Raw genomic sequence first — 21,112 nt, 5'->3', positions numbered from 1 at the left:
GCACTCTTCTCCGCTGCACGACAAGGGCGCAATGCGCCGTTAGAATCAGGGCGTCCTCGCCCGGAATAGTTAGCATGTTTTGGTTATTGGCGACTCTCGCCTACCTGCTCGGCTCTCTGTCCTTCGCCATTTTGCTCAGCCGCCTGACCGGTAATCCCGATCCGCGAATGAGTGGCTCGGGCAATGCCGGCGCCACCAACATGTTGCGTCTGGCCGGCAAGAAGCTCGCCGTCCTGACCTTGCTCGGCGACCTCTGCAAAGGCCTTCTGCCCGTGCTGATCGCCGGTGTTGCGGGCCTTTCGCTTCAGGAGCAGGCCTGGATCGGCGTCTGTGCCGTCATCGGTCACCTGTTCCCGCTGTATTTCCGCTTTCGCGGCGGCAAGGGTGTCGCCACCGCTGCCGGAATGCTGCTGGGCCTGTACCCGCCCGCTGCACTGCTGGCGGTCTGCGCATGGCTGCTGACGTTCTACCTGACCCGCACCAGCTCACTCGCCGCATTGATCGCCACACCGCTGACCCTGCCGCTACTGGCCTGGCAAGAACCGGCGGCGCTGCTACCCATGAGCGCACTCACGGGGCTGATCGTCTGGCGCCATCGCGGCAATCTACGCGACCTCTTTGCCGGGCGCGAACGGCATTTTTAAATACCGGACATGAGCGCCGCTCATCACAGTGCCGACAATTGCTCCATCGGCCAGCGTGCCTGAACGCTGATCGCCAGACTTTCGTGCTGACCGGCCTGCAAGCGCTGACAGCCGGCAAACGCGATCATCGCGCCGTTATCGGTGCAGAACTCCGGACGGGCGTAAAACACATCACCCTTCAGGTCGCCGAGCATTTTCTCCAAAGAAGTGCGCAACGCCTTGTTGGCGCTGACGCCGCCAGCGATCACCAGACGCTTCATGCCCGCCTGTTTCAGGGCGCGCTTGCACTTGATGGTCAAAGTCTCCACCACGGCCTGCTGGAACGCCAGCGAGATGTCGCAACGGGCTTGCTCGCTGTCGTCCCCGGCGCTGACGCTCTGCTGCCAGGTGTTCAGGGCGAAGGTTTTCAGGCCACTGAAGCTGAAGGCCAGCCCAGGGCGGTCGCACATCGGACGCGGGAAAGTGAAACGTCCTGCAACGCCCTGCTCTGCCAGGCGAGCGATTTCCGGACCGCCCGGGTAATTGAGGCCCATCATCTTGGCCGTCTTGTCGAAAGCTTCACCGGCAGCATCGTCGAGGGTCTCGCCCAGGAGCGTGTATTGACCGATCCCGTCGACCTGAACCAGTTGCGTATGGCCGCCGGACACCAACAAAGCGACGAACGGGAATTCAGGCGGTTGCGACTCCAGCATAGGTGCCAGCAAGTGGCCTTCCATGTGGTGCACACCGAGAGCCGGAATACCCCAGGCAAAGGCCAGCGCCTGAGCGCAGGAAGCCCCCACCAGCAGAGCGCCAACCAGGCCGGGCCCCGCGGTATAAGCGATGGCGTCGATCTCGGTCGGCACGCAGTCGGCCTCGGCCAACACCTGACGAATCAAGGGCAGCATGCGCTTGACGTGATCGCGCGAGGCCAGCTCCGGCACCACACCGCCATAGGCCCGGTGCAGGTCGATCTGGCTGAACAGCGCGTCAGCCAGCAGGCCGCGTTCACTGTCATATAATGCGACACCGGTTTCGTCGCAGGAGGTTTCTAATCCCAGTACTAGCATGGGTTTGCGCCTTGTTTAGGCTGAATTCGAAGGCGCGCATAATAGTCGCCATGTGATGCCCCGACTAGCGGTTTTCGATCAGAGGCTTTGCATTCCGGGCGATGAGGGGTTAACATCCGCAACCCTTAAAAACCGACGTCTTCAAGTGCTCTTTTGCCGCGAGGATGTTGACCCCGGTAATGAATGAAGGTAGCTCTGGATGCCAGCCGTCAAAGTAAAAGAGAACGAACCCTTCGACGTAGCTCTGCGTCGTTTCAAGCGCTCCTGCGAAAAAGCCGGTGTACTGGCTGAAGTTCGTAGCCGCGAATTTTACGAGAAGCCAACTTCTGAGCGTAAGCGTAAAGCAGCAGCCGCTGTTAAACGTCACGCCAAGAAAGTTCAGCGCGAACAGCGCCGCGCCGTTCGTCTGTACTAATACACAGACGTTCGTAGCAAGCTTCTGCCAAGCCCGGCCCTCAGCCGGGCTAATGGCATTTGCGGACAACGCTTGATGCTTCACCGTCAAAGCCGCAGACGCGACCGAGACAAACCTGCTTCACAGCGTCAGACCTGGCTCTTTTGCCAGCGGTGCACGTCTTTTCTGACGAGCCTTCCAAGGCTACTGACGAGCACACCCACTGATTCCTCTCACGACGATCAGCCCAAGGCGCCTCCTTGCGTGCCCGCTTATTGAGCTATCCGAGGCCATCGACAGGCCGCAGCGGATTCAGCGAAACACTTTCAAATAGTCGAATACTGATTGTTATTAACGTCAGTGGATTATCGGCAGATACACTTCCCGACAGCGATTACGCAGACGACACCGGTCGAGCCGCACATTTTGCGCGCCTCAAACAACGACCCGCGTTCGCCCGCCCTTCGTTTCGGGTCCATTTCAGCGCAGATGACGAGAACGCCATGGCCGGGCTAATTCCCCAGAGCTTCATTGACGACCTTCTGAACCGCACCGACATCGTCGATGTGGTCAGCTCGCGCCTGCAACTGAAAAAGGCCGGCAAGAACTACACCGCCTGCTGCCCGTTTCACAAAGAGAAAACCCCCTCGTTCAGCGTCAGTCCCGACAAGCAGTTCTATTACTGCTTCGGCTGCGGCGCTGGCGGGAATGCCCTCGGCTTCATGATGGACCACGACAACCTGGACTTCATCCAGGCTGTCGAAGAACTGGCCAAAGCCGCCGGCATGGAAATCCCTCGCGAAGAAAGCGGCCGGCCGCACAAACCGCGACAGCCAACCGATTCGCCGTTGTACCCGTTGCTCACCGCCGCCGCCGACTTTTACCGCCAGGCACTGAAAAGCCATCCATCGCGCAAAGCCGCTGTGGATTACTTGAAAGGTCGCGGACTAACCGGTGAAATCGCCCGGGACTTCGGCCTCGGTTTCGCCCCGCCCGGCTGGGACAATCTGTTCAAGCACCTGAGCAGCGACACCCTGCAACAAAAGGCTATGGTCGATGCCGGCCTGCTGATCGAGAACGCCGAAACCGGAAAACGCTACGACCGCTTTCGCGATCGCGTGATGTTCCCGATCCGTGACAGCCGTGGGCGCATCATCGCTTTCGGCGGCCGGGTATTGGGCGATGACAAACCGAAATACCTGAACTCACCGGAAACCCCGGTATTCCATAAGGGCCAGGAACTCTACGGCCTTTATGAAGCGCGCAAGAACAACCGCAATCTCGACGAAATCATCGTCGTCGAAGGCTACATGGACGTCATCGCCCTCGCCCAACAAGGGCTGCGCAATGCCGTCGCCACGCTAGGCACCGCCACCAGCGAAGAGCACTTGAAGCGGCTGTTTCGCGTTGTCCCCAACGTGCTGTTCTGCTTCGACGGTGACCAGGCTGGCCGTAACGCCGCGTGGCGAGCGCTGGAAGCCACTCTGCCCTGCCTGCAAGACGGGCGTCGGGCGCGCTTCCTGTTCCTGCCTGAGGGCGAGGACCCGGATACGCTGGTCCGCTCCGAAGGCACAGACGCCTTCCGCGCACGAATCAACCAGCACGCACAGCCGCTGGCAGATTATTTCTTTCAGCAACTGACCGAGGAATCGGACCCGCGCTCGCTCGAAGGCAAGGCCCACATGGCCACCCTCGCCGCGCCGCTGATCGACAAGGTCCCGGGCGCCAACCTGCGCATCCTGATGCGCCAGCGCCTGACCGAAATTACCGGGCTTAGCGGTGAAGCCGTGAGCCAACTGGTGCAAAGCGCTCCCCAGGAAGCGCCGCCAGCCTACGATCCGGGCATCGATTACGACGCCATGCCGGATTACAGCGACTACCATCAGCCGCAGGCACAAGAGATGTACGTGCCGCAGCAGGAATGGACGCCGAAGAAACCCGGCGCCGGCGGCAAGAAATGGGACAAGAAACCGTGGGACAAGAATGGCAAACGCGGTGGTGATCGTGACCAACCCCGTGCACCACGGGTGCCGGCCGCTGTAGAACCACCGACCCTGGCTGCCTTGCGCACACTGCTTCATCACCCGCAATTGGCCGAAAAAGTCGAGGATGCCGGGCACTTCGCTGCCGAGGACCACACTAATACGCAATTGCTGGTGGCACTGCTCGAAGCCGTACAGAAGAATCCCAAGCTAAACTCATTTCAGTTGATTGCACGCTGGCACGGTACGGAGCAGGGACGTTTGCTCAAGGCGCTGGCGGAAAAGGAATGGCTGATTGACGGAGATAACCTTGAACAACAGTTTTTCGACACCATTACTAGTTTGTCCGCCCGCCAACGCGAGCGAAACCTGGAACAACTTCTCAGAAAAGCGCGGCAAAGCGAATTGAGTGCCGAAGAGAAAAATCAACTGCGCGACCTTTTAAGTCGCAATGTTTCCGCATCAAACCCGACCTCAACTGGCGCGTGAGGTCATAGCTCAGGTATAATCCTCGGCTTGTTTTTTGCCCGCCAAGACCTTCAGTGGATAGGGTGTTATGTCCGGAAAAGCGCAACAGCAGTCTCGTATCAAAGAGTTGATCACACTTGGTCGTGAGCAGGGCTACCTGACTTACGCGGAGGTCAACGACCACCTGCCGGAGGATATTTCAGATCCGGAACAGGTGGAAGACATCATCCGCATGATCAATGACATGGGGATCAACGTATTCGAGGTTGCGCCAGATAAGGATTCCCTTATGCTGGCCGACGCCGATACCGACGAAGCCGCGGCCGAAGAGGCAGCAGCAGCGTTGGCAGCGGTCGAGACCGACATTGGTCGCACCACCGACCCAGTGCGCATGTACATGCGTGAAATGGGTACGGTAGAGCTCCTCACACGTGAAGGCGAAATCGAAATCGCCAAACGTATTGAAGAGGGCATCCGCGAAGTGATGGGCGCAATCGCGCACTTCCCTGGCACGGTTGACCATATTCTCTCCGAGTACACTCGCGTCACCACCGAAGGTGGCCGCCTGTCCGACGTCCTGAGCGGTTATATCGACCCGGACGACGGCATTGCGCCGCCTGCAGCCGAAGTGCCACCGCCTGTCGATCCGAAAGCCGTGAAAGCGGACGACGACACCGACGACGATGACGCCGAAGCAACGACTGATGACGAAGAAGAAGCCGAAAGCGGTCCTGATCCGGTCATCGCTGCACAGCGTTTTGGCGCTGTCTCCGACCAGATGGAAATCACCCGCAAGGCGCTGAAAAAGCACGGTCGTGGCAACAAGCTGGCAATTGCCGAGCTGGTGCTGCTGGCTGAGCTGTTCATGCCGATCAAACTGGTTCCGAAGCAATTCGAAGGCCTGGTCGAGCGTGTTCGCAGTGCCCTGGATCGTCTGCGTCAGCAAGAGCGCGCGATCATGCAACTTTGCGTTCGTGATGCCCGCATGCCGCGTGCCGACTTCCTGCGCCAGTTCCCGGGCAACGAAGTCGACGAAAGCTGGACCGATGCACTGGCCAAAGGCAAAAGCAAATACGCTGAAGCCATTGGTCGCCTGCAACCGGACATCATTCGTTGCCAGCAGAAGCTGACCGCGCTGGAAACCGAAACCGGTTTGACGATCGCCGAGATCAAGGACATCAACCGTCGCATGTCGATCGGTGAGGCCAAGGCCCGCCGCGCGAAGAAAGAGATGGTCGAAGCGAACTTGCGTCTGGTGATCTCCATCGCCAAGAAGTACACCAACCGTGGCCTGCAATTCCTCGATCTGATCCAGGAAGGCAACATCGGTTTGATGAAAGCGGTAGACAAGTTCGAATACCGCCGCGGCTACAAATTCTCGACTTATGCCACCTGGTGGATCCGTCAGGCGATCACTCGCTCGATCGCCGACCAGGCCCGCACCATCCGTATTCCGGTGCACATGATCGAGACGATCAACAAGCTCAACCGTATTTCCCGCCAGATGCTGCAGGAAATGGGTCGCGAACCGACCCCGGAAGAGCTGGGCGAACGCATGGAAATGCCTGAGGACAAGATCCGCAAGGTATTGAAGATCGCTAAAGAGCCGATCTCCATGGAAACCCCGATCGGTGATGACGAAGACTCCCATCTGGGTGACTTCATCGAAGACTCGACCATGCAGTCGCCAATCGATGTTGCTACCGTTGAGAGCCTTAAAGAAGCGACACGCGAAGTTCTGTCCGGCCTCACTGCCCGTGAAGCCAAGGTTCTGCGCATGCGCTTCGGTATCGACATGAATACCGACCACACCCTCGAGGAGGTTGGTAAGCAGTTCGACGTGACCCGTGAACGGATTCGTCAGATCGAAGCCAAGGCGCTGCGCAAGCTGCGCCACCCGACGAGAAGCGAGCATCTGCGCTCCTTCCTCGACGAGTGATCACAAAACCCCCGGCTCAGGCCGGGGGGTTTTGCTTTATACAGATTAAATGCCCCGCGCTTCACTCCCGCCGTATTGCCCGTCTACACTCGAAACATTCCCCCGAGCCATAACGAGACCGTTATGCCCAGACTGCCGACCGTGCTTTTTTTGCTGTCGCTGATGACCTGGACCGCAACGGCTGGCGCGCTGACTCTGACCGACGAAGAACGTAGCTGGCTGGCGGCTCACCCGGACTTGCGCCTGGGTGTCGATGCGTCCTGGCCACCCTTCGAGTTTCGCGACGACCAGGGCCGCTATCAGGGCCTTGCGGCAGACTATATCGACCTGATTCGTCAGCGCCTGGCCATCAAGCTCACACCCATTGAGCCTGTCAGTTGGACTGTCGTTCTGGAGCAGGCCAAACAAGCCAAGCTGGACCTGTTGCCGGGCATCATGTCGACCCCGGAACGTCAGAATTACCTGTCGTTTACCCGTCCCTACCTGGACTTTCCGATTGTCATTCTTGCTCATGTCGGCGGTCCCCAGCCGCGCAAACTTGAAGACCTGTACGGCTTGAAAATCGCCGTGGTGGAAAACTACGCGCCCCATGAACTGCTGCGCACCCACCATCCCGACCTGAATCTGGTGGCAATGCCCAACGTCAGTTCAGCCTTGCAGGCGCTGGCCACCGATGAAGTGGACGCGGTGGTCGGCGATCTCGCCTCCAGCGTCTGGAGCCTGCGCCAGCTCAAGCTCGACGGGCTCTATGTCAGCGGTGAAACGCCCTATCGCTATCAACTGGCCATGGGTGTACCCCGGGACAACAAGGTGCTGGTTGGCATCCTGGACAAAGTCCTGGCAGACATGACCCCGGCTGAAATCAGTGCCATTCAGGAGCATTGGGTCGGCAACGTCCTTGATCATCGAACTTTCTGGTCCGATCTGTTGGTGTACGGCCTGCCGGGCCTGCTGTTGCTGATCACCGTGCTGGCGGTGGTGATCCGGATCAACCGCCGACTGAGTTCGGAAATCGCCCGCCGCGTCGATCTGGAACAGGAACTGCGCAGTAGCGAATACCATTACCGCGGACTGGTGGAGAGCCTTTCGGCCATTGCCTGGGAAGCGCGGATCACCGATTTTACCTACAGCTATGTGTCGCCCCACGCCGAGGAATTGCTCGGTTATCCCTTGTCCCATTGGCTGATTCCGGGCTTCTGGCGCAACATCATCCACCCCGCCGACCTGACCCGCGCCCAGACCTTCTGCGACCACGAAGTCCTGGCCGGACGCGATCACAGCCTCGATTACCGGGTGATCACCGCCGACGGGCGCTGCCTGTGGGTGCGCGATATCGTCAGCCTGATCGAACACGGCCATGAACCGGTGATGCGCGGGTTGATGATCGACATCAGCGAAGCCAAGCGCACCGAAGAGGCGCTGCGCCTGTCGGAACAGAAGTTTGCCTCGGTGTTCCAGCAATGCCCGGACATACTGGTCATCGCACGGCTCTCCGACGGCTGTTTGCTGGAGGTCAACGAAGCCTTCGAAGAACAGATTGGCCTCAAGGCTGAAGATGTCATCGGCCAGACCGCCACCGACCTGAACATCTGGGGCATCCCCGGCGTGGGACCAGGTTTGTTGCAAAGGTTGCAAGCCGGCAGCATTCGTAACCTGGAGATGCCCTTTCGCCGCAACAACGGCCAGGTGTTTACCGGCCTGATCTCTGCTGAACCGTTCGACCTCGATACGACCCCCGCACTGGTGGTGGTTGTGCGGGACATCAGTCAGCTCAAGGAAACCCAGCAACAGCTTCAGACGTCCGAAGAGAAATTTGCCAAGGCCTTCCATGCCTCCCCCGACGGCTTGCTACTGTCCCGGCAAAGCGACGGCTTGTTGCTGGAGGTCAACGAGGGCTTTAGCCGTATCACCGGCTTCAACAGCGCGATGTCCGTGGATCGCTCGGCCCTGGAGCTCGGAATCTGGGTCAATCTCAACGAACGCAAACAAATGCTCGACCTGCTGCACCGGGATGGTTTCGTCCGTGACTTCAGTTGCCATATTCGCCGCAGCGACGGGCAGATCCGCCTCTGCGAGGTGTCCAGCAGACCACTGCCGATCGGCGATGAGGATTGCATGCTGACCATCGCCCGGGACATCACCGAGCGGCATCTGATGCAGGAAAAACTACAACAGGCCGCTACCGTGTTCGAGAGCACCGCCGAGGGCGTGTTGATCACCGACACTCAACAGCACATCAGCGCGGTCAATCGCGCGTTTACCGAAATCACCGGTTACAGCGAGAGCGAAGCGCTGGGCCACACCCCGCGCCTGCTCGCCTCGGGCCTGCACGACAGCGCGTTCTATGCGGCCATGTGGCATCAACTGACGGCCGAGGGTCATTGGCAAGGCGAGATTTCCAACCGGCGCAAGAATGGCGAGCTTTACCCGAGCTGGCTGACCATCAGCGCGGTGCGCAACCGCGATAAGTTCATCACCCACTTTGTGGCAGTGTTTGCAGATATTTCCAGCCTCAAGCACGCACAGGCCAAACTCGACTACCAGGCGCACCACGACCCGCTGACCGGTCTGCCAAACCGTACGCTGTTCGAGAGCCGACTGCTGACAGCGCTCGACAACCAGCAGGAAAACGGTGGCCAGGGCGCGGTGCTGTTCCTCGATCTGGACCGTTTCAAACATATCAACGACAGCCTGGGTCACCCGGTCGGCGACCTGCTGCTCAAGGGCATCGCCGTGCGTCTCAAAGACCAGTTGCGCGACATCGACACCGTGGCGCGCCTGGGTGGCGACGAATTCATCATCCTGCTCCCCGGCCTGCAACAGCCCAGCGATGCCGACCACATTGCCACCAAGCTGCTCAATTGCTTCGCCGCACCGTTCCAGGCAGGCGAACACGAGTTTTTCATCAGCGCCAGCATTGGCACCAGCCTCTATCCCAAGGACGGCTGTGACGTCGCCACACTGGTCAAAAACGCCGACGCGGCGATGTACCGCTCCAAGGCCAAGGGCCGCAACCGGGTCGAAAGCTATACCCGCGATCTGACCGCTCAGGCCAGCGAACGAGTGGCACTGGAGCACGAGCTGCGACGCGCCATCGAGCGCAATGAGCTGTGCCTGTATTACCAACCAAAAATCAGCCTGGACGACCATCGCCTGGTCGGCGCAGAAGCGCTGATCCGCTGGAATCATCCGACCTTTGGCGCAGTGCCGCCGGAGCACTTCATTCCTTTGGCCGAAGAAAACGGCATGATCCTGCAAATCGGCGATTGGGTCCTCGAAACCGCCTGCCGGCAGATGTACGAATGGGGTCAGGTCTACGAAGGCCTCGGTTCACTGTCGGTCAACCTCGCTGGCGCGCAACTGCGCCAGCCGAACCTGCTCGGCCGCATCGAACAACTGCTCAAGGACAACGGGCTTCTGCCAGGATTGCTGCAACTGGAGATCACCGAAAACTTCATCATGAGCCAGGCAGAGGAGGCGCTGGCGGTGCTGCATCAGCTCAAACACCTGGGCGTGCAACTGGCGATCGACGACTTCGGCACCGGCTATTCATCCCTGAGCTATCTCAAACGTCTGCCGCTGGACATCCTCAAGATCGATCAGTCTTTCGTCCGCGGCCTGCCGGATGACCCCCATGATGCAGCCATCGTTCGCGCCATCATCGCCTTGGGTCGCAGCATGCAATTCACCGTGATTGCCGAAGGCGTCGAGACCCTGGCACAGCAGCAATTCCTCACTGCGGAAGGTTGTGAGCAGATTCAGGGTTACATCGTCAGCCTGCCTCTGCCACCGGACGAATTCGCCGCGACGTTTCTTCGTACAGCCGTATTGGATTTTTCGGATAGCACAGCCGAGAAACCGTCGCTATAATCCGCGGCCTACTGAGGGCCTATAGCTCAGTTGGTTAGAGCAGAGGACTCATAATCCTTTGGTCCACGGTTCAAGTCCGTGTGGGCCCACCAAACAAGAAAGCCGCGCAAATGCGCGGCTTTTTCGTGTCTGGTGAAATAACTCAATCGCGAGTAATACCTTGCCGAACATCACTCAGTTGGCAAAATTCTCGATCCTGACCTGACCTTCAGGAAAGGTCGCAATAATTTCCAGTTCGCCGCCCATGGCGCGGATGTAGTTTCGCAAGGTGCTGATGTACATGTCTGTACGCCGCTCCATTCTGGAGATCGCTGCCTGGTTGACGTGCAACGTCTTGGCCAGCGTTTCCTGGCTCAGCTCTTGGGCCTTGCGAAGTTCATGCAGTGGCATTTCTTTCAGGTGCTGCCGGTACAACCGCTCTGCGTTAGCGCGAGACTCCGGCGTCATGCGAGCTTGAAGTTCAGCAAATTTTTTAGCCATCGTTGCGGCCCTCTTTACGCAATGTTTCCAAATGGTCGTCATACAATTTTTCCGCCAGTGGGACATGCTCGTCATACCAACGGTTTTGACCGGTTTTGTCCCCTCCGATTAACAGTAATGCGCATCGGCGAGGATCAAACGCATAGAGCACACGATAAGGCCGACCCGCATGCTGAACCCGCAACTCTCGGAGATTGCCCAGTCGTGAGCCTTTAATGTCGCTGCTATGCGGGTAACGCAGACCCGGCCCGAACAATCCCAGCAGATCGACGCTGGCTGACACCGAGGCTTGCTCCTTTGCATCCAGCCCTTCCCACCAGCCTCCAAATTCATCGGTGTATTCAATCTCCCAACCCATACCAATATGCCACCCAAGGAATATGATCTCAAGGGAATAACTCTAGGCTTCAGCGGCTGTGCGACCACCTTGGTTGCTAATGAAATTGTTAACGGTGGTTTCTGGTGGGATCCGGGTGTTCGGCGTGTGGCGTTTAGTTGTGTTTACTTAAGGTGTCGCAATATCGGATGACGCCCGCAGACCTTGTAGGCAAACTCCGAATCTCGCGTTTGGGCACTTTGATGCCTTGTTGCGCTTTTCTTCGACGGGATACTCTCCGGACGTCGCTGACCATTCAGCGATCGGGCTTGGAAACCCGTCGAACCGTAACGCAACAGCGCTCCAGCTACGACTGCAGAAGTTTTTTACGACTGCGATCTTGAGTAATGGCGGCTGTGCGTGGGACGTCTTCGGGCGTGCCGGTTCCATGGTTCCCGGTTTTCCAACCTGCGCATAGCTGCCACCCATTCGCTTGGAAACGAATGTGGCGGCTCCTTGAACCGTGGAGTAAAACCATGACAAAAACTAATTCGCCCGAACCGTCAGAACTGAAAACCATCGGCTTCCCCCCTTCATCTACTGCTCAAACCAACCGCTATTCCACGTCAGCCGCGGCGTTCCGCTCGGCGATGCATTAGCAATGGCGTCTGATTTTCTGTTCCTTGCCAAGGAGCTGACGGAAGATGCTGCCTACGCCAAGGAAACCAACCGCCACGCTTGGGTCGCGCACTATCTGACAACCATGAGTAAGGCGGTGATTGATGATGTGATAAAGGTGCTGACGCGAGAGCCGGCTCGGACGGCGACTTAGTCCGAAAGTAGTGGCGAATCAAGCCGCGGGATGAGCCCCGAGCTGTCGGGGCTTTCGAAACTCATACGCGCAGATCGCCCTCGGCTTGAGAATCAACACGTAACGCTGGAATGGCCTGCACTGGCCGCAACCGCTCAAGCATCTCACACGTAAAAACGACCTCATACGTATCCGCCGCCCTACCCCACTGCTCCACGATAACCATGCCGTCTACCAGCACCCATGCCAATTCGGTGATTGCATCAGCCAGATCCTCGACGATTTTTTGAGCCCGCAACCACACGCGATCAGTAATCACTTTCAGCTCAGCCGTTATGCGGTCAGACGACGCTGGATCCGTATCGGGGTAGGCGATATTGCGCAGCAAGTGTCGTAGTTCTCTTATCTTTGCGTAGTCCTGTTCCGCCCCCAGTTCTCCTTTCAGGATGGCTGACGCTTTCGACTTATCGACGCGTTTTTTGGGCGAATGTTTTGAAGGTAACGTCTGCGCCATTACGCCAGCCAAGAGGACCATCATCCGGGCCTCCAAATGCTCCTTCATGGCTTCTATCGACGAAATTGACCGCGCCAAGGTAATGGAAGCCCCCCCGTGATGCCTCAAGTCCATGGAGACTGTCAGGGTCACGCCGCCCGTTGCAAACCCCAAGGCCCGGGCCATGACGTAGTGCCCCATTTCGTGACTGGCAATCTGCAACGCATGATCCCGTATAGCGGGGGGCATCTTGCTCGTCATTTTCATCGCCTCGCATCCCTCTATTTCGCATTCGACTATGACTGACTGGTGGTGTCCATCCTGTCGACCGACGCCCCCTCGCCTAAATCAGCCATTAACCGTTTCGTTACATCAGTGTCAGGCAAACCAAAGCCGTGGCGCATCTGATGATTCGATAAAGGGAATTTTTATGGTTGATGTCACTCGCCGCTCGATCATGGGTTTTGCTGCCGCGCTGCCGTTTCTGGCGCACACCCCGTGGGTCCGTGCGCAAAGCCCGACCGTCACTGCACCGGTTCCGTCCGACGAAGTGCTGATCAACTTCAACGAAAGTCCGTGGGGGCCGGCGCAATCCGCCAGGCAAGCGATGCAGCAAGGGATCGCCCGGTGCGGGCGCTACCCCTACAAAACCCAATACAAACTCAATGCGCTGTTCGCTCGCCAGCAAGGCGTGCCGGAAGACTACGTGCAGAGTTACTGCGGCTCCAAAGCGGTGTTGCAACACGCGGTGCACGCCTTCACACAAAACGGTAGCCTGGTGATGGCCGCCCCCTCTTATGAAGACCCCGCTGAAGCCGCGCGCGGGCGAAAAGTCCCGGTGCATGAAGTACCGCTAAACGCCGACCATGCCCACGATATTCGCGGAATGCTTGCGGCCGACGCGCATGCCGGACTGATCTATGTGTGCAATCCGAATAATCCTACAGGCACCGTCACCCCGCGCCGTGATATCGAACGGGCGCTGGCCGACAAGCCCAAGGGTTCGATCCTGCTGGTGGATGAGGCCTACATCGATTTTTCGGATGCGCCAACCTGCATTCCGCTGGTCAAGGATCATCCGGACCTGCTGGTATTGCGCACCTTTTCCAAGATCTATGGCATGGCCGGCGCACGTCTGGGCATTGCGGTAGGCCACCCGACATTGCTTGAGCAACTGGAAGTGTTTGGCGGTTACAACGTGCCAGCCATCCCGACGCTGCTGGGCGGGATTGCCAGCCTTGAAGACAGCGAATTGCTGCCGCAGAGAAAGCAAACCAACGCCCGGTTGCGTGACGAGACCATCGCCTGGCTGGAAGCACGCGGCTTGCGCTGCACCCGGTCGCAGGCCAACTGCTTCATGATCGACGTGAGGCGCCCGGCAGAAGATGTCGTTAAGGCTCTCGCGGATAGCGGTGTCCGGGTTGGACGCGTGTGGCAAAACTGGCCGACCTGGGTTCGGGTCAGCGTGGGGACGGATGCCGAGATGAAGCGATTTTGCGAGGTGTTTGCCCAGGTGAGCCAAGGCTGAAGCCGGATCGGAGCGCAATCCGCTCGAACAAAAAAAGCCGCGCAACTGCGTGGCTTTTTCATATCTGCATGAACGGGTACTGAGGCTTGGATCAAGCATCCACTGTGCAGGATGTCCCTGTAACATGTTGCCCCATTGATCTGCACCGCTGGAGACGCCCCTTGCCCGACATCCGCCCGCCCGTTCTTGACGAAATCGACCGCCAATTGATCGCGGCCCTGCAAATCAATGCCCGCGAAAGCGTGGCCATGCTCGCCCGGCAACTGGGCATCGCCCGCACCACGGTTACGTCACGGTTGGCGCGGCTGGAAAAGGCCAAAGTGATCACCGGTTACGGGGTGCGTTTGGGTCAACGTGTGGTGGATGGCGGTTTGCAGGCGTATGTCGGGATTACGGTACAGCCGCGGTCCGGCAAGGAAGTGTTGCGACGCCTCAGTGCGATGGCTCAGGTCCAGCAACTGTGTGCAGTGAGTGGCGAATTTGATTATGTGGCGTGGCTGCGCACTGACTCGCCGGAACAGTTGGATCAGTTGCTGGATCAGATCGGCAGTGTGGATGGGGTGGAGAAGACGACGACGTCGATCATTTTGAGTAGCAAGATTGATCGGGGGCAGCCGGTTTGAGTTTCCAGCCTTGGTTGCACGGGTGTCTGAGCTGACGCTATCGCGAGCAGGCTCGCTCCCACATTGAACAGTGTGCATCAGCATGTCGTCATATTGTTCGATCGATTATCAAAACGACGACACATTGCGTCTTATTAACGTGTTCTACGCTCTCTAGAATGGCTGCCATCTTTTCCTATACTCAGACGCGCATCCCGCGTCCGGTCGCCAGCAAGGTCAGCCATGAACAAGAACAATCGCCATCCTGCAGACGGTAAAAAACCAGTCACCATTTTCGGCCCGGACTTTCCTTTCGCCTTCGACGACTGGATCGAACACCCGGCCGGTCTGGGCAGCATTCCTGCACATAACCACGGCGCCGAAGTGGCGATTGTCGGTGCAGGCATCGCCGGCCTCGTGGCGGCTTACGAGCTGATGAAGCTGGGCCTCAAGCCCGTCGTCTACGAAGCCTCGAAGATGGGCGGCCGTCTGCGCTCCCAGGCGTTCAATGGCGCCGAAGGCATCATCGCGGAACTCGGCGGGATGCGTTTCCCGGTGTCCTCCACCGCGTTTTATCACTACGTAGACAAGCTCGGCCTCGAAACCAAACCTTTCCCGAACCCGCTGACCCCTGCTTCCGGCAGCACTGTCATCGATCTGGAAGGCAAAACCCATTACGCACAAAAACTGGCGGATCTTCCTGCACTGTTCCAGGAAGTGGCTGACGCGTGGGCGGATGCACTGGAAGCCGGCTCGCAGTTCTCCGATATCCAGCAAGCGATCCGCGACCGTGACGTACCGCGTCTCAAAGAGTTGTGGAACACCCTGGTTCCGCTGTGGGACGACCGCACGTTCTACGACTTCGTCGCCACCTCAAAAGCCTTCGCCAAGCTCTCGTTCCATCACCGTGAAGTGTTCGGTCAGGTCGGTTTCGGTACCGGCGGCTGGGACTCTGACTTCCCCAACTCGATGCTGGAAATCTTCCGCGTGGTGATGACCAACTGCGACGATCACCAGCATTTGGTGGTCGGCGGTGTGGAACAAGTGCCACTCGGCATCTGGCGCCATGTCCCGGAACGTTGCGTGCACTGGCCGCAAGGCACCAGTCTCAGTTCGCTGCACAGTGGCGCGCCGCGATCCGGCGTGAAAAAAATCGCCCACGCACCGAACGGCCGTTTTACGGTCACCGACAACTACGGCGATACCCGTGAATACGCAGCGGTGCTGACCACCTGCCAGAGCTGGCTGCTGACCACCCAGATCGAATGCGATGAAACCCTGTTCTCGCAAAAGATGTGGATGGCCCTGGACCGCACCCGCTACATGCAATCGTCGAAAACCTTCGTGATGGTCGACCGCCCGTTCTGGAAGGACAAGGATCCGGAAACCGGCCGCGACGTGATGAGCATGACCCTTACCGATCGCCTGACCCGTGGCACGTATCTGTTTGATAACGGCGACGACAAACCCGGGGTGATTTGCCTGTCGTACTCGTGGATGAGCGACGCACTGAAAATGCTCCCGCACCCGGTGGAAAAGCGCGTGAAACTGGCGCTGGATGCGTTGAAAAAGATCTACCCGAAAGTCGACATTGCCGCGCGAATCATTGGCGACCCGATCACCGTGTCCTGGGAAGCCGACCCGCATTTTCTCGGTGCTTTCAAAGGCGCCCTGCCCGGCCACTACCGCTACAACCAGCGCATGTACGCGCACTTCATGCAAGACGACATGCCCGCCGAGCAGCGCGGGATCTTCATCGCTGGCGACGACGTTTCGTGGACGCCGGCGTGGGTCGAAGGCGCGGTGCAGACCTCGCTCAACGCGGTGTGGGGCATCATGAAACACTTCGGCGGTGAAACTCACGCCGAGAACCCGGGTCCAGGTGATGTGTTCAACGAGATCGGTCCGATCGCCCTGCCCGAGTAAGAGGAATCCGAAATGCGCGTAGCCCTTTACCAATGCCCACCGCTGCCCCTGGACGTTGCTGGCAATCTGCAACGTCTGCATCAACTCGCGCTGGAGGCCAAGGGCGCCGACCTGTTGGTGCTGCCGGAGATGTTCCTGACCGGCTACAACATTGGCCTCGATGCGGTCAGCGTGCTGGCGGAGGTGTACAACGGTGAATCGGCACAGCAAATTGCGCGCATTGCCAAAACGACAGGGATCGCCATTTTGTATGGCTACCCCGAGCGCACCGAAGACGGGCAGATCTACAACGCTGTGCAGTTGATCGATGCCAATGGCGAGCGGTTGTGCAACTACCGCAAGACTCACCTGTTCGGCGACCTCGATCACTCGATGTTCAGCGCCGGCGGGGATGATTTTCCGCTCGTGGAGCTCAATGGCTGGAAACTCGGTTTCCTGATCTGCTACGACATGGAGTTCCCGGAAAATGCGCGGCGCCTGGCCCTGGCCGGCGCCGAACTGATCCTGGTGCCGACGGCGAACATGATGCCCTACGACTTCATCGCCGACGTCACCGTCCGAGCCCGGGCCTTCGAAAACCAGTGTTATGTGGCTTACGCCAACTACTGCGGGCACGAAGGCGACATCCAGTATTGCGGCCAGAGCAGCATCGCCGCGCCGGATGGCAGCCGCATCGCCCAGGCTGGCCTCGATGAAGCGCTGATTGTCGGTGAGCTGGATCGCCAGTTGATGGTCGATTCCCGCGCCGCCAATCGCTACTTCCTCGATCGCCGCCCGGAGCTTTACGGCGAGCTGAACAAGCGCTGATCCATCGTTATCCGCTAGCATTAGCGCTTCTCTGTTCTGGAAGTGCTCATGCCTGCGCTGAATCACCCTCGCCCCCACACTGAAACCCTGGCCAACGGCCTGCGGGTGACGCTGCGTCATGCCCCGAATTTGAAGCGCTGTGCGGCTGCGTTGCGGGTCGCTGCGGGCAGTCATGATGTACCGCTGACATGGCCCGGGCTGGCGCATTTTCTTGAGCATCTGCTGTTTCTCGGTACCGAGCGTTTTCCTGCGGGACACGGGCTCATGGCCTACGTCCAGAGTCACGGCGGGCAGGTGAATGCGCGGACCAGTGAGCGCACCACGGATTTCTTTTTCGAATTGCCGCTTCAGGCTTTTGCTGGTGGGCTAGAGCGTCTGTCAGACATGCTCGCTCATCCGTGTATGAATCTGGAGGATCAGCGGCGGGAACGGGAAGTGCTGCATGCGGAATTCGTTGCCTGGTCCCGTGATGCAACGGCCCAGCAGCAATTTGCGCTGTTCGATGGGCTTTCTGCGGCACATCCCCTACGGGCGTTTCATGCCGGAAACCGCTACAGCCTGCCGCTGCCGCAGACTGAGTTCCAGCAAGCCTTGAAGGGTTTTTATCAGCGGTTTTATCAGACTGGGCAGATGACATTGAGCCTGACCGGTCCGCAGAGTCTCGAAGAGTTGAAAGTGTTGGCGCAGAGCTTTGGCGCGGCTATTCCCGCAGGCGGAAAAATCCCGCAACAAGCACCTGTGCCGCTGATGGATGCTTTGGAAACGAGTTATCAACAGGCTGGCGAGCGTCGGCTAAACTTGTTGTTTGCCTTCGAAGCGTTGCCTGACTCATCGCCCGATGCACTGGCGTTTCTGTGTCACTGGCTGAATGCCGCAAAACCCGGTGGTCTGCTGGCCGTGTTGCGGGAGACCGGGATGGCGGACAGCCTGAAAGCCGCGCCGCTGTATCAGTTCGCCGGGCAAGCCTTGCTGCACATCGAATTCACCGGTGCTCAACCAGGAGCCCCGATCCGCGAAAGGCTATTGGATTGGCTGGGCTTTTTTGCCTCGCATCAGGATTGGACCGACCTGCGCGACGAGTACGCCGCCCTGCTTCAGCGTCAGCAGCAAGTCAGCGGCGCCTTGGAACTGGCCCGACGGGACAGCGAGCAGCTTGAAACCGAGTTATCTGAACAAGGCGTTTTGGCGCTTAAACACATGCTGAAGCAACTCGGTGCTGTGGATAACTTCAGCGGCAAATGGCAACTGCCGGCACCCAATCCGTTCTTGCGCGCCGAGGCGCCCCCGCAAAGTGCCGGACTGATTCGCGGGCAAACCAGCAAACACCGCGGCCTGCGAACGTTTGCCCAGGACCGTTCGCGCAACCGTCGCGAAAATTCCCCGATGCAGTTCAGTCAGGCATTACCGGATAACACCGATGAAGGTGCGATTTATCTGCGCTGGCGTCTCGAGTCCAAACCTCATACCCGCCTTCAGCAGAGTCTGGAAAACCGCCTGCAACCCCTGCGTGAAGATGCCCGTCAGGCGGGTGTCGACTTTTCCTTCAGCGCATCAGGAAACGAATGGCTGCTGAAAATGACCGGACTGCAGGAGCCGATGCCGACCGTCCTCGAACATGCGCTGAAAGAGCTGACAAATCCTGATGTCGGTTTCTCACAAGCAGAACCGACAAGCGCCCCACTGATTCCGATTCGACAGCTGCTCAAGGCCCTGCCCGAACGCTGCCTGGAGCGCACCGCCGACTCGGACGACTTGCAGCCACTCAGGTCGAGTGCACGCTGGGATGGTCTGGCAGTGGGCCTGTCCACCCGGACACAAGCGGCGATGGGCCTCGGCTTGAGTCGTGTGCCCGGCACTGCGGACCCTCAACTGACGCCGCCTCCATCGATCCGCTCGCAACATCTCTGGAGCACCGTCGACACCGACTCCAGCGAACATGCGCTGCTGCTTTTCTGCCCGACCGCAACACAGGACATCGCCGACGAAGCCGCCTGGCGCCTGCTCGCACACGTGTGCCAGACGCCGTTCTACCAGCGCCTGCGGGTGGAGTTGCAACTGGGTTACGCCGTGTTCAGTGCCCTGCGCCAGATTCATGGCCAGACCGGGCTGCTGTTCGGCGTGCAGTCGCCGAGCGTCGCGCCTCTGGTCCTGCTGGAACACATCGAGACGTTCCTGAGCGGATTGCCAAGCCTGATCGATGACATCGATGAGCCAAACTTCATCGCCCAGCGCCAGGCCCTGGCCGATCAGTTCGACAGCACCGCACTGCTCAATGTCCAGGCCACCGAACTGCTCTGGCAGGGCAAACTGGCTGGCCGGTCGTCGGATTATCTGGTGCAACTGCCCCAGGCGATTCTGATGATTGATCGCGAGGTGCTTGTCGCCGCGGTGCAACGCCTGAATCGGGCGGAAGGTGGCTGGCGTTGCCTGGCCAGCGATGCTTGTCCGGGGGCACCTTGGCAAGTGGCAAAATGATCATTGCCGATACTGCAATTAGCTTTTTCCGAGAATGCCGGGCAACCACTCTGTAATTTTGAGTAACATAGCCACCTAACTATCTGAACATCTCCGGCTGGAGGTGGACTATATGTATAGATCTCAACCGTCCCATCACCTGAAGGAGCGCTCCCATGTCCTGGTCCAAACCTGCTTACACCGACCTGCGTATCGGCTTTGAAGTCACCATGTACTTCGCAAGCCGCTAAGGTCTGCCGTTGTAGATAGAAAGCGATGTGCAACGCCTCGGTTTACCGGGGCGTTTTTATTTTCAGCGTTGAAATGATGGAGCGCCCATGTTTGTCCAGATTCTAGGTTCCGCCGCCGGCGGCGGTTTCCCCCAGTGGAACTGCAACTGCGTGAACTGCGCAGGCTTTCGCAACGGCAGCCTGCGGGCCAAGGCGCGGACCCAGTCGTCCATCGCGGTATCCGATGACGGCGTGAACTGGGTGCTGTGCAACGCCTCGCCGGACATCCGCGCCCAGCTCCAGAGCTTTACCCCGATGCAACCGGGCCGCGCCCTGCGCGATACCGGTATCAGCGCGATCATCCTGATGGACAGCCAAATCGACCACACCACCGGCTTGCTCAGCCTGCGCGAAGGTTGCCCGCATCAGGTCTGGTGCACCGACATGGTCCACGAAGACCTGAGCACCGGTTTCCCGCTGTTCACCATGCTGACCCACTGGAACGGCGGGCTGATCTGGAACCGTATCGATCTCGAGCGCAGCTTCACCATCCCGGCCTGCCCGAGTTTGCGCTTCACTCCGCTGCCGCTGCGCAGCGCTGCGCCCCCCTATTCGCCGCACCGCTTCGACCCGCACCCGGGCGACAACATCGGGCTGATCGTCGAAGACCTGAACACCGGCGGCAAACTGTTCTACGCGCCGGGCCTGGGTAAGGTCGATGCGCCGCTGCTGGAAATCATGGCCGGCAGCGACTGCCTGCTGGTGGACGGCACGATGTGGGACGACGACGAAATGCAGCGCCGTGGCGTCGGCACTCGCACCGGCCGGGAAATGGGCCACCTGGCGCAGAACGGCCCCGGCGGCATGCTCGAAGTGCTGGAGCAACTGCCCAAACAGCGCAAGGTGCTAATCCACATCAACAACACCAACCCGATTCTCGATGAGGAGTCGCCGGAGCGTGCGGAGCTGGCTCGGCGCAATGTTGAAGTGGCTTATGACGGCATGAGTATCGTGTTGTAAGAAGCCGAGACCGCTGCGCGGTCTATCGCGAGCAGGCTCGCTCCCACAGGGTTCTGCGTGATAACCCAATCCAATGTGGGAGCGAGCCTGCTCGCGATG

Annotated in this window: 16 protein-coding genes, 1 tRNA gene and 1 pseudogene; 14 read left to right on the top strand and 4 right to left on the bottom strand. The window is 59.1% G+C overall.

What is annotated here, in order from left to right; translation table 11 throughout:
- The first annotated feature begins 74 nt into the window (after window positions 1-74).
- Window positions 75-644 (top strand): glycerol-3-phosphate 1-O-acyltransferase PlsY, encoded by a 570-nt coding sequence (plsY, locus tag ACYZUD_RS26670; protein WP_462020879.1) that lies wholly within the window; start codon window positions 75-77, stop codon window positions 642-644.
- 23 nt (window positions 645-667) lie between these two features.
- Here plsY and tsaD read toward each other — a convergent pair whose 3' ends face one another.
- Window positions 668-1,693, bottom strand: coding sequence for a tRNA (adenosine(37)-N6)-threonylcarbamoyltransferase complex transferase subunit TsaD (tsaD, locus tag ACYZUD_RS26665; RefSeq protein ID WP_462020878.1), 1,026 nt, complete (start codon window positions 1,691-1,693; stop codon window positions 668-670).
- A gap of 199 nt (window positions 1,694-1,892) precedes the next feature.
- Here tsaD and rpsU point away from each other — a divergent pair, with 199 nt between their 5' ends.
- The 5 genes from rpsU (at window position 1,893) to ACYZUD_RS26640 (ending at window position 10,438) form a co-directional block, all read left to right on the top strand.
- Window positions 1,893-2,108 carry a 30S ribosomal protein S21 gene (gene rpsU / locus ACYZUD_RS26660; protein WP_002551877.1) on the top strand — a complete coding sequence of 72 codons (216 nt, stop codon included), beginning with the start codon at window positions 1,893-1,895 and terminating at the stop codon, window positions 2,106-2,108.
- A gap of 482 nt (window positions 2,109-2,590) precedes the next feature.
- On the top strand, window positions 2,591-4,558 hold the full coding sequence (gene dnaG / locus ACYZUD_RS26655) for a DNA primase (RefSeq protein WP_462020877.1): 1,968 nt from the start codon (window positions 2,591-2,593) through the stop codon (window positions 4,556-4,558).
- Between the two features lie 67 nt (window positions 4,559-4,625).
- The gene (rpoD, locus tag ACYZUD_RS26650; RefSeq protein ID WP_462020876.1) at window positions 4,626-6,476 is read left to right on the top strand and encodes an RNA polymerase sigma factor RpoD; all 1,851 of its coding nucleotides are present in this window, start codon (window positions 4,626-4,628) and stop codon (window positions 6,474-6,476) included.
- A 123-nt stretch (window positions 6,477-6,599) separates the two neighbouring features.
- On the top strand, window positions 6,600-10,346 hold the full coding sequence (locus ACYZUD_RS26645; RefSeq protein WP_462020875.1) for a bifunctional diguanylate cyclase/phosphodiesterase: 3,747 nt from the start codon (window positions 6,600-6,602) through the stop codon (window positions 10,344-10,346).
- Between the two features lie 15 nt (window positions 10,347-10,361).
- A tRNA-Ile gene (locus tag ACYZUD_RS26640) sits at window positions 10,362-10,438 on the top strand.
- 82 nt (window positions 10,439-10,520) lie between these two features.
- On the opposite strand, the gene ACYZUD_RS26635 is transcribed toward ACYZUD_RS26640, so the two are convergent.
- Both ACYZUD_RS26635 and ACYZUD_RS26630 read right to left on the bottom strand, forming a co-directional pair.
- Window positions 10,521-10,826, bottom strand: a complete 306-nt coding sequence (locus ACYZUD_RS26635) for a helix-turn-helix domain-containing protein (protein ID WP_462020874.1) — start codon at window positions 10,824-10,826, stop codon at window positions 10,521-10,523.
- The gene (locus ACYZUD_RS26630; protein WP_462020873.1) at window positions 10,819-11,184 is read right to left on the bottom strand and encodes a type II toxin-antitoxin system RelE/ParE family toxin; all 366 of its coding nucleotides are present in this window, start codon (window positions 11,182-11,184) and stop codon (window positions 10,819-10,821) included. Before ACYZUD_RS26630 ends, ACYZUD_RS26635 begins: the two co-directional genes overlap by 8 nt.
- 494 nt (window positions 11,185-11,678) lie before the next feature.
- On the opposite strand from ACYZUD_RS26630, the pseudogene ACYZUD_RS26625 reads away from it, so the two are divergent.
- Window positions 11,679-11,974: pseudogene (locus tag ACYZUD_RS26625) on the top strand (DUF3077 domain-containing protein).
- A 61-nt stretch (window positions 11,975-12,035) separates the two neighbouring features.
- Here ACYZUD_RS26625 and ACYZUD_RS26620 read toward each other — a convergent pair.
- On the bottom strand, window positions 12,036-12,707 hold the full coding sequence (locus ACYZUD_RS26620; RefSeq protein ID WP_462025121.1) for a peptidase M41: 672 nt from the start codon (window positions 12,705-12,707) through the stop codon (window positions 12,036-12,038).
- A 169-nt stretch (window positions 12,708-12,876) separates the two neighbouring features.
- Between ACYZUD_RS26620 and ptaA the strand changes: the two genes are divergently transcribed.
- From ptaA to pqqB, 7 genes are all read left to right on the top strand, one after another.
- Window positions 12,877-13,974 (top strand): pyoverdine biosynthesis transaminase PtaA, encoded by a 1,098-nt coding sequence (ptaA, locus tag ACYZUD_RS26615; protein WP_462020872.1) that lies wholly within the window; start codon window positions 12,877-12,879, stop codon window positions 13,972-13,974.
- Window positions 13,975-14,135: 161 nt separating this feature from the next.
- Entirely contained in the window at window positions 14,136-14,597 is a 462-nt protein-coding gene (locus ACYZUD_RS26610; protein WP_046029956.1) for an Lrp/AsnC family transcriptional regulator, read from the top strand.
- A 222-nt stretch (window positions 14,598-14,819) separates the two neighbouring features.
- Window positions 14,820-16,502, top strand: a complete 1,683-nt coding sequence (locus tag ACYZUD_RS26605; protein ID WP_462020871.1) for a flavin monoamine oxidase family protein — start codon at window positions 14,820-14,822, stop codon at window positions 16,500-16,502.
- 12 nt (window positions 16,503-16,514) lie between these two features.
- Window positions 16,515-17,309 (top strand): carbon-nitrogen hydrolase family protein, encoded by a 795-nt coding sequence (locus ACYZUD_RS26600; protein WP_462020870.1) that lies wholly within the window; start codon window positions 16,515-16,517, stop codon window positions 17,307-17,309.
- Window positions 17,310-17,357: 48 nt separating this feature from the next.
- Window positions 17,358-19,784: a pyrroloquinoline quinone biosynthesis protein PqqF gene (pqqF, locus tag ACYZUD_RS26595; protein WP_462020869.1), complete on the top strand. Its 2,427-nt coding sequence runs from the start codon at window positions 17,358-17,360 to the stop codon at window positions 19,782-19,784.
- A gap of 155 nt (window positions 19,785-19,939) precedes the next feature.
- Complete coding sequence (gene pqqA / locus ACYZUD_RS26590) at window positions 19,940-20,014, top strand: pyrroloquinoline quinone precursor peptide PqqA (RefSeq protein ID WP_009045898.1); 75 nt, start codon at window positions 19,940-19,942, stop codon at window positions 20,012-20,014.
- A gap of 87 nt (window positions 20,015-20,101) precedes the next feature.
- The gene (gene pqqB / locus ACYZUD_RS26585) at window positions 20,102-21,013 is read left to right on the top strand and encodes a pyrroloquinoline quinone biosynthesis protein PqqB (protein ID WP_462020868.1); all 912 of its coding nucleotides are present in this window, start codon (window positions 20,102-20,104) and stop codon (window positions 21,011-21,013) included.
- Window positions 21,014-21,112: the final 99 nt, after the last annotated feature.

The sequence above is a fragment of the Pseudomonas sp. XS1P51 genome (assembly GCF_054897845.1).
Note: the sequence above shows the minus strand (reverse complement) of the source record. Positions and strands in the feature narration are given on the sequence as shown.

Coding starts and splice junctions, on each gene's coding strand:
- ACYZUD_RS26635 (WP_462020874.1), bottom strand. CDS start 10,826: ATGGCTAAAAAATTTGCTGAACTTCAAGCTCGCATGACGCCGGAGTCT.
- rpsU (WP_002551877.1), top strand. CDS start 1,893: ATGCCAGCCGTCAAAGTAAAAGAGAACGAACCCTTCGACGTAGCTCTG.
- ACYZUD_RS26645 (WP_462020875.1), top strand. CDS start 6,600: ATGCCCAGACTGCCGACCGTGCTTTTTTTGCTGTCGCTGATGACCTGG.
- rpoD (WP_462020876.1), top strand. CDS start 4,626: ATGTCCGGAAAAGCGCAACAGCAGTCTCGTATCAAAGAGTTGATCACA.
- ACYZUD_RS26630 (WP_462020873.1), bottom strand. CDS start 11,184: ATGGGTTGGGAGATTGAATACACCGATGAATTTGGAGGCTGGTGGGAA.
- ptaA (WP_462020872.1), top strand. CDS start 12,877: ATGGTTGATGTCACTCGCCGCTCGATCATGGGTTTTGCTGCCGCGCTG.
- ACYZUD_RS26605 (WP_462020871.1), top strand. CDS start 14,820: ATGAACAAGAACAATCGCCATCCTGCAGACGGTAAAAAACCAGTCACC.
- pqqF (WP_462020869.1), top strand. CDS start 17,358: ATGCCTGCGCTGAATCACCCTCGCCCCCACACTGAAACCCTGGCCAAC.
- ACYZUD_RS26620 (WP_462025121.1), bottom strand. CDS start 12,707: ATGACGAGCAAGATGCCCCCCGCTATACGGGATCATGCGTTGCAGATT.
- tsaD (WP_462020878.1), bottom strand. CDS start 1,693: ATGCTAGTACTGGGATTAGAAACCTCCTGCGACGAAACCGGTGTCGCA.
- dnaG (WP_462020877.1), top strand. CDS start 2,591: ATGGCCGGGCTAATTCCCCAGAGCTTCATTGACGACCTTCTGAACCGC.
- plsY (WP_462020879.1), top strand. CDS start 75: ATGTTTTGGTTATTGGCGACTCTCGCCTACCTGCTCGGCTCTCTGTCC.
- pqqB (WP_462020868.1), top strand. CDS start 20,102: ATGTTTGTCCAGATTCTAGGTTCCGCCGCCGGCGGCGGTTTCCCCCAG.
- ACYZUD_RS26600 (WP_462020870.1), top strand. CDS start 16,515: ATGCGCGTAGCCCTTTACCAATGCCCACCGCTGCCCCTGGACGTTGCT.